Annotated in this window: 12 protein-coding genes; 1 reads left to right on the plus strand and 11 read right to left on the minus strand. The window is 68.8% G+C overall.

Annotation, left to right across the window (positions count from 1 at the left end; all coding sequences use genetic code 11):
• Window positions 1–36 precede the first annotated feature (36 nt).
• Both MWN33_RS16735 and MWN33_RS16740 read right to left on the minus strand, forming a co-directional pair.
• The gene (locus MWN33_RS16735; protein WP_247202182.1) at window positions 37–603 is read right to left on the minus strand and encodes an RBBP9/YdeN family alpha/beta hydrolase; all 567 of its coding nucleotides are present in this window, start codon (window positions 601–603) and stop codon (window positions 37–39) included.
• 17 nt (window positions 604–620) lie between these two features.
• Entirely contained in the window at window positions 621–1,019 is a 399-nt protein-coding gene (locus MWN33_RS16740) for an MAPEG family protein (RefSeq protein WP_247202183.1), read from the minus strand.
• 198 nt (window positions 1,020–1,217) lie between these two features.
• Between MWN33_RS16740 and MWN33_RS16745 the strand changes: the two genes are divergently transcribed.
• Window positions 1,218–1,628: an NUDIX hydrolase gene (locus MWN33_RS16745; protein WP_247202184.1), complete on the plus strand. Its 411-nt coding sequence runs from the start codon at window positions 1,218–1,220 to the stop codon at window positions 1,626–1,628.
• 99 nt (window positions 1,629–1,727) lie between these two features.
• On the opposite strand, the gene MWN33_RS16750 is transcribed toward MWN33_RS16745, so the two are convergent.
• The 9 genes from MWN33_RS16750 to ssuD form a co-directional block, all read right to left on the minus strand.
• Window positions 1,728–2,135, minus strand: a complete 408-nt coding sequence (locus MWN33_RS16750) for a DUF1236 domain-containing protein (protein WP_247202185.1) — start codon at window positions 2,133–2,135, stop codon at window positions 1,728–1,730.
• 98 nt (window positions 2,136–2,233) lie between these two features.
• The gene (locus MWN33_RS16755) at window positions 2,234–3,499 is read right to left on the minus strand and encodes a multidrug effflux MFS transporter (protein WP_425532021.1); all 1,266 of its coding nucleotides are present in this window, start codon (window positions 3,497–3,499) and stop codon (window positions 2,234–2,236) included.
• Window positions 3,500–3,653: 154 nt separating this feature from the next.
• Window positions 3,654–5,066, minus strand: a complete 1,413-nt coding sequence (locus MWN33_RS16760; protein ID WP_247202186.1) for a TRAP transporter large permease — start codon at window positions 5,064–5,066, stop codon at window positions 3,654–3,656.
• Between the two features lie 58 nt (window positions 5,067–5,124).
• The gene (locus tag MWN33_RS16765) at window positions 5,125–5,664 is read right to left on the minus strand and encodes a TRAP transporter small permease subunit (RefSeq protein WP_247202187.1); all 540 of its coding nucleotides are present in this window, start codon (window positions 5,662–5,664) and stop codon (window positions 5,125–5,127) included.
• 243 nt (window positions 5,665–5,907) lie between these two features.
• Window positions 5,908–6,801, minus strand: a complete 894-nt coding sequence (locus tag MWN33_RS16770; RefSeq protein WP_247202188.1) for an ABC transporter permease subunit — start codon at window positions 6,799–6,801, stop codon at window positions 5,908–5,910.
• Window positions 6,798–7,577, minus strand: a complete 780-nt coding sequence (locus MWN33_RS16775; protein ID WP_247202189.1) for an ABC transporter ATP-binding protein — start codon at window positions 7,575–7,577, stop codon at window positions 6,798–6,800. Before MWN33_RS16775 ends, MWN33_RS16770 begins: the two co-directional genes overlap by 4 nt.
• Window positions 7,578–7,726: 149 nt before the next feature.
• Window positions 7,727–8,743 (minus strand): taurine ABC transporter substrate-binding protein, encoded by a 1,017-nt coding sequence (tauA, locus tag MWN33_RS16780; protein WP_247202190.1) that lies wholly within the window; start codon window positions 8,741–8,743, stop codon window positions 7,727–7,729.
• Between the two features lie 331 nt (window positions 8,744–9,074).
• Window positions 9,075–10,517, minus strand: coding sequence for an FAD/NAD(P)-binding protein (locus MWN33_RS16785; RefSeq protein ID WP_247202191.1), 1,443 nt, complete (start codon window positions 10,515–10,517; stop codon window positions 9,075–9,077).
• A complete protein-coding gene (gene ssuD / locus MWN33_RS16790) occupies window positions 10,514–11,692 on the minus strand; it encodes an FMNH2-dependent alkanesulfonate monooxygenase (RefSeq protein WP_247202192.1) in 1,179 nt (392 codons plus the stop codon). The genes MWN33_RS16785 and ssuD overlap by 4 nt, the downstream gene beginning before the upstream one ends.
• Window positions 11,693–11,888: the final 196 nt, after the last annotated feature.

Consider the following 11,888-nt stretch of genomic DNA (forward strand, 5'->3'; position numbering starts at 1 on the left):
ACCTGAAAACCCGCGCTCCGGCGGGCGGCGGCGCCTTCAGATGCGCGCCAGCAGCCCGCCGAGCAGCACGAGGCCGGCCGGCCAGATGTCGAGCCGCGCCGCCGAGCCGATATGGCCGAGCTCGCCGACATCGGCGAAATCCGCCCCCCAGGCCTCGGCGAAGGCGCGCGCCTGCGCCGGCTTGACGCGCGGATCGTCGCGCGAGGACAGCACCAGCGTCGGGAAGGGCAGCGGGGCCAGCGGCATCGGCCCGAAATTGCGCACGAGATCGAAGGACGGGTCGGGATCGTCGACATTGGTCGGCGCCGCCAGAAAGGCCGCCGCCACCTTGTTGCGGGCGAGGCCCGGCCGCGACTGCGCCCAGCGCACCACCGTCGCCACCCCGACCGAATGGGCGACCAGCACCACGCGGCGCGGGGCCGATTCCACCGCCGCGTTGAGCCGCCAGGTCCAGGCGCGCAGTTCCGGCCGGCTCCAGTCCTCCTGCATCAGCCGGCTCGAATTGGCGAAGGCACCGAGCCAGTGCGACTGCCAGTGCTCGGCCGGGGCATTCTCGCGGCCGGGAACGACGAGGAAATCGAAGGAGGCGAAATCGACCGACATGGCAGGCACCGCGAACGTCACGCCGGCCGCAGCACGGCGAGGAGGATGAGGACGAGCCCGCCGACGGAGACCAGCCAGGCGAGCGAGCGCAGATAGGGTATGCCGAAGGCGTAGAGCGGCAGGTAGACAAGGCGCGCGCCGAGGAAGAGCCAGGCGCCCCACAGGGTGAGCGCGCCCTCGCGGCCGGCGACATGGGCGATCAGCACCGCCGCCGCGAAAAGCGGCAGCGTCTCGAACAGGTTCGCCTGCGCGCGCCGCAGCCGCCCCGTGACCACACCGACCGGCGGGCCCGGCTCGTCGCGGGGGCTGGCATTGTACTCCATGCCGGTCTCGCGGTTGCGCAAGACGGCCGGGAGCGTTACCTGCACAAGGGCAAGCACGAGCGTCCAGGCGAGCAGGAGAAGTTCCGTCGTCATGGCCGCATCATCATCCTGCTGCGAGTTTACCTGTCAGGAGATTGACGAACAGCGCCCTCGGCGCAAAGCGGATTTCATTTAGCAGTCATGGCCAAGAGCAAACAGATAAAACGGCATACGGCAACTGGACGGCCTGTTGAGCAGGTCGCCGCCCTGCCGTTCCGCTTCGCGGAAGATGGGGAGCTTCAGATCCTCATCATGACCTCGCGCGAAACCCAGCGCGCCGTCATCCCGAAGGGCTGGCCCATGAAGAACCGCAAGGACTGGAAGTCGGCGCAGATCGAGGCGCGGCAGGAAGCCGGCGTCGTCGGCGAGATCGGCCGCAAGCGCATCGGGCAGTATCTCTACTGGAAGCGGATGGACACCTTCTTCGCGCTCGCCAAGGTCTCGGTCTATCCGCTGGCGGTGCGCCGCCAACTCGCCGACTGGCCCGAACGCCACGAGCGCGCGCAGCTATGGGTCGCCCCTGATGAAGCCGCCCTGCTGCTCGACGAGCCCGACCTCGGCGCCCTCATCCTGGAATTCGCCCAGTCGCCGGCCGCCCGGCGCATGTTCCCGCCGCGCAACGCGAAGCCCGATCGCGCCACCTCCCTGCCGCCCGTCGGCTAGAAAGCAGCCCGAAGGGGCAACTCCGGAAACGTCACGGGCCGCCCACTGTCAGCGGGCGGCCCGATGCACGTTGCTGGCAGGTTTTCCCGGCCGCGAGCTTTATTCAATAATCTGCACGACGCGGTGCGTCGAGGGATCGACCAGCACGGTGCGGTCGTTCACCACGGTGTAGCGGTACTTGGTGGTGCCGTATTCGGCCGGCACCTCGTAGTACCGCACGCCGGACGCCGGCAGCTCGGCGCCGACCACGACCTCACGCTCATAGGCGTAGGACGGTACGCGCTCCTCCACCACATACTGGCGGAACGGCCTGCGCTGGGCATCCGAGATGCCGCCGACAACCGCGCCGGCGACGCCGCCGACAACCGCGCCGACCGGGCCGCCGACCAGCGCGCCGCCAACGGCGCCGGTCGTCGCGCCGGCCGCCGTGCCCGCACCGTCCTGAGCATTCGCCACTACAGGCGCGGCAATAAGCAGGGAAGCTGCAATAATCGCATGACGTATCATCGTATTCTCCTGTCGCCCCTTAGCCGTCGTTCGCGGCATCTTAACGAATGGAACGCAGATGCGTTCCATCGTCGGCAGAAGAGACTCCGGATGATCTGTCAGCTAGAGGTATCCGAGAGAGGAACATCAGCACGGAACAATCGGCCCCGCTCGGCGAACAGGACGAAGACCAGCGCGCCGAGGGCGAGCGCGACGAAACCCAGCGTCAGCGGCAGCGTCGTGCCGTCGAAATGCTGGCCCAGCGCGAAGCCGAACAGCGCCCCGCCCACCGTGCTGACGAAGCCGAGCACCGAGGAGGCAGTGCCGGCGACATGGCCGACCGGCTCCATCGCCATCGAGTTGAAGTTTGAGACCATCAGGCCGAAGCAGAACATCATCGCCCCCTGCAGGGCCGAGAAGGTCCAGATGTTCTCCACCCCCGCCAGCACGATGGCGGCGTGGACCAGCGTGACGCCGAGATAACCGGCCAGCGCGAAATGCGAGACCCGCCGCATGCCGAGCTTCTCGACCACGCGGGCATTGAGCAGCGAGGAGGCGGCCATGAACACCGCGATACCCGCGAAGATCAGCGTGAACAGTTCCTCGGACTTGAAGGCGTCGGCGAAGATCTGCTGCGCCGAGTTGATGAAGCCGAACAGCCCGCCCATCGCCATCGTCATCGCCAGCATGTAGCCGATGGTGACGCGGCTGCGCACGATCAGCCCGAAGGCATGGGAGATGCCCGCGAAGGAGATCGGCGAGCGATCCTCCGGGTGCAGGGTCTCCGGCAGGCGCCACAGCGTCCATACCAGCAGCACGACGCCGAGCAGGCACAGCATGAGGAAGATCGCCCGCCACGGCGCCACGATCATGATCGCCTGCCCGATGGAGGGCGCCAGCACCGGCACCGACAGGAAGACGAGGAAGGCCAGAGACATCACCCGCGCCATGTGCGAGCCGGAATAGCAGTCGCGCACGATGGTGATGGCGAGGATGCGGGTCGAGGCCGAGCCGACGCCCTGGAGCACCCGCGCCGCCAGCATCACCTCCAGCGAGCCGGCGAAGATCGCCCCCACCGAGGCGGCGGTGTAAAGCGCGAGGCCGAACACCAGCACGGCGCGGCGCCCGAAGCGGTCGGCCAGCGTGCCGTAGACGAGTTGCGCCGCGCCGAAGCCGAGCAGATAGGCCGTGACGATCAGCTGGGTGTGGTTGGCGGTGTCGATGGCGAGCGAATGGCCGATGGCGGGCAGCGCCGGCAGCATCGAATCGATGGCGATGGCGTTGGTCGCCATCAGCCCGGCGATGAACAGCACGAATTCGCGAAATCCCATGCCGGGATGCGGAGAGGCGGCGGCCTTCTCCGGCGTGGGGGCGTGCATGCTCATGACGGAATCCGTGCGTTGGCTCTACCGGCGGGCTGTCCGGCGGCGGGGCGCCGGGCCGCCTTATCGCGCAGATTCCCGCCCGGCCCTATAGACCGGAAGTCACAATCGCGGTGAATTCGCCTCCCCCGCGCGGTGCACGGGAGGGATCAAGGGTTCAGAACTGCGGCGGGCCCATGTTGAGGGGGGGCGGCTCGAACTGGGGAATGTTCAGCTCGATGGTCGCCGGGTCGACCGTCGGCCCGGCGCTGATCCAGTAGGTCACGGCATCCGGCCACATGATGACCACGACCACGAGGATGAGTTGCATGAACAGCCACGGGATCGCGCCCCAGTAGATCTGCGAGGTGCGGATCGACTTCGGCGCGATGCCGCGCAGATAGAACAGCGCGAAGCCGAAGGGCGGATGCATGAAGGCGGTCTGCATGTTCACGCACAGCAGGACGCCGAACCAGATCAGGTTGATGTCCAGCTTGATCGCCACCGGCACCAGCAGCGGCACGATGATGAAGGCGATCTCGAAGAAATCGAGGAAGAAGGCGATGAAGAACACGAAGACGTTGACGAAGATCAGGAAGCCGAGCCGGCCGCCGGGCAGCTGCGAGAGCATGTGCTCGATCCACAGCGCACCGTCCATGCCCTGGAAGACAAGGCTGAACACGGTGGCACCGATGAGGATGAACACCACCATGGCGGTCAGCCGACCGGTGGACGCCATGGCCTGACGCACCAGCGGCCAGGTCAGGCGCCGATGCAGCGCCGCCAGCACGATGGCGCCCACCGCGCCCATGGCGCCGGCTTCAGTCGGGGTTGCAAGGCCCATGGCCAGCGTGCCGAGCACCAGCATGATCAGCACGATGGAGGGGATCATCCCCCACAGCACCTGCTTGACCAGCGGCCAGCCGCCCTCGCCGATGGCCTCCGGCGGCAGCGGCGGCATGTGGTGCGGCTTGATGAGCGAGAGCACGAAGACATAGGCGAGGAAGATCAGCACCTGCAGCATCGAGGGGCCGATGGCGCCGAGATACATGTCGCCCACCGGCTTGCCGAGCTGTTCGGCAAGGATGATCAGCACCAGCGAGGGCGGGATGAGCTGGGTGATGGTGCCGGAGGCCGCGATGACGCCCGTGGCGAGCTTCTGGTCGTAGCCGTAGCGCATCATGACGGGGAGCGAGATCACGCCCATCGCGATGACCGAGGCCGCCACCGTGCCGGTGATGGCGCCGAGGATGGCGCCGACCACGATCACCGCATAGGCGAGCCCACCCGGCACCCGGCCGAACAGCTTGCCGGTACCCTCCAGCAAATCCTCGGCGAGCCCGCAGCGCTCCAGAATGGCGCCCATGAAGGTGAAGAACGGGATGGCCAGCAGCAGGTCGTTCGAGATGATGCCGTAGAAGCGCAGCGGCAGCGCCTGCAGGAAGCTCGGATGGAAATGCTCGGTGAGTATGCCGATGGAGCCGAAGAACAGCCCGACCGCGATCAGCGAGAAGGCCACGGGAAAGCCGATGATCATGAAGCAGATCATGCCGGCGAACATCAGCGGGGGCATCACGCCGTAGGAGAACATGCGGGGCTCGCGCGTCGGGAAAGGGAGAGGAAGGCGGGCGCTTCGGCGTGCCGGCCGGCTACTGCAGCGGCTTCTCGTAGTCGGTCTCGATCTCGATGGCGCCGGTGAGCGCCGCAACGCGCTTGATCAGCTCCGAGACGCCCTGGATGGTGAGGAGCGCGAAGCCGAGCGGCAGCAGCAGCTTGGCCGGCCAGAGGATCAGCCCCCCCGCATTCTGCGACACCTCGTCGGAGACGAAGGACTGCCAGAAGAATGGAAAGCTCAGCCAGGACAGGTAGATGCCGGCGGGGATCAGGATCAGCGTGAAGCCGAGCGTGTCGATCCACAGCCGGGCGCGCGGCGACACCGACATGTAGAGCAGGTCGACGCGCACATGCTCATTGCGCTTGAGCGTATAGGGCGCGCCAAGCAGCACGACCGCGCCGAACAGATACCACTGGATCTCCAGCAGCCCGTTGGTGCTGTAGCTCAGGAGATAGCGCACCGTGGCGTTGCCCGCGCTGATGAGGCAGGCGAACAGCACGCAGTAATCCGCGATCCAGCCGAACTTCTCGTTCAGCCCGTCAATGACGCGGCTGAAGGCCAGCAGCCCTCCCATCGCATCCCCCTCGTTCTGGTCGACTTTTGTCGTTGCGTCCGGAGGCTGCAATCGCCGCCCCGGCCGATCGGGGCAAGATAGACCATCGTCTCACGCAGTTTAACCCGGCAGAGGCCCAGCGCCCCCCGCGCGGATCAAACGCGCACAAGGTGTTGCGCATATGTCCCGGCCGTAACAGAGCTTGCCGCTGCGGCATCCCGGGGTGGAAGCAGCGGCCGCGTCCCCGGTTGAACGCTGCGGGGCTCAGGCGTGGCGCGACCAGCCGACCAGCGCGCGCTCCAGCAGGCGTATGCCGAGCTCCAGCGCGAAGGCCACGGCCGCGATCACCACGATGCCGGCCACCACCACGTCGGTCGCGAGGAAATTCGCCGCCGACTGGATCATGAAGCCGACGCCGCGCGTCGCCGCGACCAGCTCGGCCGCCACCAGCGTCGACCAGCCGGCGCCGAGCGCGATGCGCGTACCGGTGAGGATGGAGGGCAGCGCCGAGGGCAGGACCACCAGCCGCAGGAGCTGCGCCGGCGTCGCCCCGAGCGCGCGGGCGATGTTCAGCCGGTCCTTCGCCACGCCCTGCGCGCCCGCGGCGGTGGCGATGACGATGGGCGGCAGCATGGCGAGGCCGATCACCAGCACCTTTGCCGTCTCGCCGATGCCGGCCCAGATGATGACCAGCGGCAGATAGGCGAGAGGCGGGATTGGCCGCAGGAATTCGATGATCGGATCGAGAATGCCGCGCCCCACCGTCGACAGGCCGATGGCGAGCCCCGCCGGCACGCCGATGACCAGCGCCGCCGCCAGCGCGGCGAACACGCGAAACAGGCTGGCCGCCAGATGCTGGGCCAGCGTGGCGTCGACGAAGCCCTCGGTGGCGATGCGCCAGAGCCGGCTCGCCACGCTCTGCGGCGAGGGCAGAAACAGCGCCGGCACTGCGCCCGAGGCGCTCGCCGCCCACCAGGACGCCAGCAGAACGGTGATCGTCGCGGCGGAGATCCACAGCCGCGCATGGCCGGGACGGGGCTGAAGGGAGACCTGCCGGGCGGCGGCAGCGCGTGATTCGGCGCCGCGTGGCACGCCTTCGGCCAGCACGACGAGGGGCACCGCGATGTCGGGCACCGCGACGGGCGAGGAAGGGCTCATGGCTCGGCTCCGGTGAAGATGACCTCACGCAGCCGCTCGCGGGCGGCGGCGAATTCCGGCGTGGACTTGATGCGCCCGCCGCCGCCATCGGCCAGCGCGGCACGCCCGAAGGCGGCGGGCTCGTCGAGCACGATGCGCCCCGGTCGCCCGGCCAGCACGACGATGCGGGTGCCCAGATAAAGCGCCTCATCGAGGCCGTGGGTGACGAAGAGGATGGTCTTGCGTGTGCGCTGCCAGACGCCGAGCACCAGATCCTGCATCTGCTCGCGGGTCAGCGCGTCGAGCGCGCCGAGCGGCTCGTCCATCAGAAGAATGTCGGGATCGGCGACGAGGGCGCGGGCGAGGCTCACGCGCTGCCTCTGGCCGCCGGAAAGCTGCCACACCGCGTGGTCGCCCTTGCCTTCCAGCCCGACGAGGCGCAGCGCCTCCTCGGCGCGGGCGTCGCGCTCGGCTGTCCCGACGCCGCGCAGCCGCAGGCCGAAGCCGACATTGCGGCGCGCATTGAGCCAAGGGAACAGCGCATCGGTCTGGAGCACCACGCCGCGGTCGCGGCCCGGCCCCTCGATGCGCCGGCGGTCGACCCAGATCTCGCCGCTGGTCGGCGGATGGAAGCCTGCCACGGCGTTGAGCAGGGTGGACTTGCCGCAGCCCGAGGCGCCCAGCAGCGCGACGAACTCGCCCGGCGCGACGCTCAGGCCGATATCGTCGAGAACCTTGTTCTGCCCGCCGTCCGGCGCGGGAAAGCTCACACCCAGTCGAAAGATCGTCAGCTTCATTGCAGGGCCCGCCGTTCCAGTCGCGGCTCGAAAGGAAGAAAGTGGCCCGGCCGTCTCGCCGGAGGGACGAGGCATGCCGGGCCAAGGTACACTGCGGACTCTCACCCAGCCGCAGCGCTCGGGAACTCAGGAGGTCGGAAAAGGAAGGCTCAGTTCAGCTTGGCGGCCTGCTCGGCCGGCGCGCGGCTGACATAGGGGCCGTAGTCCTTCAGCACGGCCTCGATGCGGCCCTGCTCCTTGAGGAAATTCGCCGTGGCGACGATAGCTTCCACCGTGCCGCCGCCCAGCAGCGCCTCGGAGAGCTGGTCCTGCAGCAGCGGGAACTTGTTGCCCTTCAGCAGCTCGGGAATCTCCTCCGGCTTGGCGCCGGTGAGCTTGGCGATGGCGGCGACCTGCGGCGAACCCACGGTCCAGCTCGCGCCGTTCTTGGCGTAGTCGGCGTAGGAGTCGGCCGTCACCTTGACGAATTCGGCGACCACCTCGGGATTCTTTTTCGTGAAGTCCGTGCGGGCGATCCAGGCGTCGAAGGTCGGGGCGCCCCACTTGGCGACGTCGGCGGAGGAGGCGAAGACCTTGCCGTTCTCCTTGATCTTGCCGAGCGCGGGATCCCAGACATAGGCGGCGTCGATGTCGCCGCGGGTGAAGGCGGCGGCGATCTCCGGCGGGCGCAGGTTCAGGATCTCGACGCTCTTGGGATCGACGCCCCAGTGCTTCAGCGCCGCCAGCAGCGAATAATGCGTGGTGGAGACGAAGGGCACGGCGACCTTCTTGCCCTTGAAGTCCGCCGGCTTCTCGATGCCAGAGCCGTTGCGCACGACGAGCGCCTCGGCATCACCGAGCAGAGCGGCGACATAGATGGTCTCGATGGGCAGTTCGCGGCTGGCGGCGGCGGCGAGCGGCGAGGAGCCGACATAACCGATCTGGACGTCGCCCGAGGCGATGGCGGCGATCACGTCGGCGCCGCTGTCGAACTTGCGCCAGTTGATCCTGGCCTTGGTGGCCTTCTCATAGGCGCCGGCGGCCTGGGCAACTTTGGCCGGGTCGGCGCCGGTCTGGTAGCCGATGGTCAGCTCGGCGGCCTGCGCGGCACCGAGGCCGGAGCCGGCGGCCAGCAGGCCGAGCGCGGCCGTGGCGGCGAAAACGCCGCGTCGGGAAAGCTTGAACATGTTGCGAATTTCCGTGTCTGGGGCCGTCGGGGCGCGCCGTTGCGCCTCATCGTGGCCGTCTGGTGTCCTGCGGGTTATGGAAGATCGGCGCTCAGCCGCGTCGACAGGTCCAGGTCATTGAAGTGCCCCCATGCACGACGCCGGCGGGCCCCTGCCCTCCCGCCGCCTGTCGGCGGCGCCCCTGCGTCGTTGATGTGATGACACCAGAAGGCGGGGAGGTCGTCAATTAGTTTTCTAGTTTTCTAGTAGATTATTTTCTGTTCGCCGAAAGAGCCTTTCCGCCCGGCATGCACGGTGAGGGACAGTCCCTCACCGCCCACTCAGGCGGCGATTACGGCGCCTCGACCGCGAGGTGCACCGTCGGCACGGCCTCAGCGTCGAGCCGGGCAGTGACGCCCGCCGCGATGCGGATGGCGTAGTTGGTCACATCAGGCAGGCCCATCAGTTCGCCCACCGTGCCACGCGCCAGCGGGCCGGCGACGAACAGATCGTCCCGCGCCGTGCCGTCGGTGCCGATGGCGCGGCCGTCCGGCGTCACGTCGATGCCGAGCCGCAGCGGGTCGGGCCGGGCGAGGCCGGCGGCCGCCAGCGCAGAGAGTACCGGCGAGTCTGCGAAGACGCGCCCATGCGCCGGCCCGGTCGCCACCACCACGGCGTCGAACCGCTCGGTGGAAACCTCACCGCTGCGGCGCGCGCGCAGCGCGACCTCGATCGTCTCGCCGTGGCGCTCGACCGATTTCAGCGAGGCGGCGCGCAGGCTCAGCCTCCCCTCGGCGAGGCGACGGTCGAGCCCGGCCTCGACCTGCGGGGCGATGCGGAAGCGGTGAACATCCCAGAACGGGCGGATATGGCGCAGCAGCCGCGCCCGCTCGGCGGGCGGCAGCGCCTTCCAGATCGCGCTGCCCTGCAGGCGGACCTGATCGAGCACACAGTGCCAGCTCTTGCCCTGCGCCTGCGCAGCGCGGACCGTCGCGCGCACCCGGGCGACGAGTTCGCGCGTCGTGCGCGCCGGCGGGTCGGTGAAGTCGCCATAGGGATCGTGCGCCTCGGCGGGATGGCCGCGCGAGCGCAGGCCCCGGCGCGAGATGGCGACGATCTCACCGCGATGGCCGAGCCGGTCGAGGCTCGCCACGATATCCGCCATGGTCAGGCCAGTGCCGACGATCAGCACCCGGTCGTCCGGGCGGATCGCCTCCAGCCTCTCCGTCTGCCAGGGGTCGCGGACATAACGGGGATGGCCGGTGAGCGCGCGGTCGAGCGCGGCGGGCGGGCTCGGCGCCACATGGGCCACGGCGAGCACGACGACGCGCGCGATCACCTGGGTCCCCTCCGAGGCGAGGATGCGGTAGCCGTCCGCGACCGGCACGACCTCGGTCGCGCTCGCCCGCAGATGGACGACGCGCTCGCCCAGCGCGGCAATCTCCTGCGCCACATAGGCGCCGAAGGCGGCGCGGGCGGGGAAGTTGCGTCCGTCCGGCATGCGCGCGTCGGGATCGGCGGCGAGGAGGCCCGAACGTTCGAACCACTCGTTGAAATGCTCGGGCCGGTCGGGAATCAGCGACATGCGGGTCGCGGGCACATTGACCCGGTGGCTCGGATCGGCCGCCCCGTAGGCGAGGCCGCGCCCGATCTCGGCGCGCGGCTCGACGACGATCACCCGCTCCGTCTCGGGGCGCTGGCGCAACAGGTGCCACGCGACGGCGGCGCCGGAGAACCCGCCGCCGACAATGGCGACCGGGACGCGCACCTCCCCGTTCTGGGCCGTGGCGCTCACGACTGCGCCGCGCGGATAGGCGGGCGATAGTCGTTGGCGATAGTCTCGCCGAAGGGGCCCGTATTCACCTTGCCGCCCGCCTGCGCAGTGGAGTGGTTGAGCTTCAGGCGCGGAAGCACCAGCTCCGCCACACGGTAGGCCTCCTCCAGATGCGGGTAGCCGGAGAGGATGAAGCTGTCGATGCCGAGATCGGCATATTCACGCATGCGTGCCGCCACCGTTTCGCCCGAGCCGACCAGCGCGGTGCCCGCACCTCCGCGCACCAGCCCGACGCCGGCCCATAGGTTCGGGCTGATCTCCAACTTATCACGGCGCCCGCCATGCAAGGCGGACATCCGCGCCTGTCCGACCGAATCGAGGCGGGAGAATACCTTCTGGGCGCTCGCGATGGTGTCGTCGTCGAGATGGCGGATGAGATCCTCGGCCGCTTCCCACGCCTTGGCGTCGGTCTCGCGGGCGATGACGTGCAGGCGGATGCCGAAGCTCACCTTGCGGCCCTCGGCCTCGGCCAGCGCGCGGACCTGCTTGATCTTCGCCTCGACCGCCGCCGGGGGCTCGCCCCAGGTGAGGTACTTGTCGACATGCTCGGCCGCGACCTTGTTCGCCGCCTCCGACGAGCCGCCGAAATACAGCGCCGGCCCGCCTTCCTGCTGCGGCGGGAACAGGAGATGGGCGTCCTCGACCCTGATGTGCCTGCCGGCATAGCTGACATGCTCGCCGGCGATTAGGCGGCGATAGACCTGGAGGAACTCGTCGGTGACCTCGTAGCGCTCGTCATGGTTCAGGAAGATGCCGTCGCCGGCATTCTCCACCGGGTCGCCGCCGGTGACGATGTTGATGAGCAGGCGCCCGCCGGAGATGCGGTCGAGCGTCGCCGTCATGCGGGCATAGAGGGTGGGTGAGGCAAGGCCGGGCCGCACCGCTACGAGGTAGCGCAGGCGCTTCGTCACCGGCGCCAGCGCGGAGGCGACCAGCCAGCTGTCCTCGCAGCTCTTGCCGGTGGGGATCAGCACGCCGTAATAGCTGAGCCGGTCGGCGGCCTGCGCCACCTGGCGCAGATAGTCGATATCGGTCTCGCGCGCGCCCGCGCTCGTCCCGAGATAACGCCCGTCGCCATGGGTGGGCAGAAACCACAGGACGTTCAGGCCGTCGTCGGCCGTCGATGAGAGGGTCATTCGGATCTTCCTTGCGACAGTTCGGCGGCCACGAAGGCCGCGAGGGCGCCCGCGTTGGGTGTTGAACGCGTTATGTACGGAGTCCGGATTATAAGCTACTAAACCCATAGATAAATAGCCCTTCGCCGGCCGGCGTTTCCCCGCCCCGCCGTCGACCTGCCACCTCACTGCGATCGCCAGCGTGTGGCTCACCCGA

It is taken from the genome of Ancylobacter koreensis (genome assembly GCF_023016525.1).
Taxonomy (GTDB): domain Bacteria; phylum Pseudomonadota; class Alphaproteobacteria; order Rhizobiales; family Xanthobacteraceae; genus Ancylobacter; species Ancylobacter koreensis.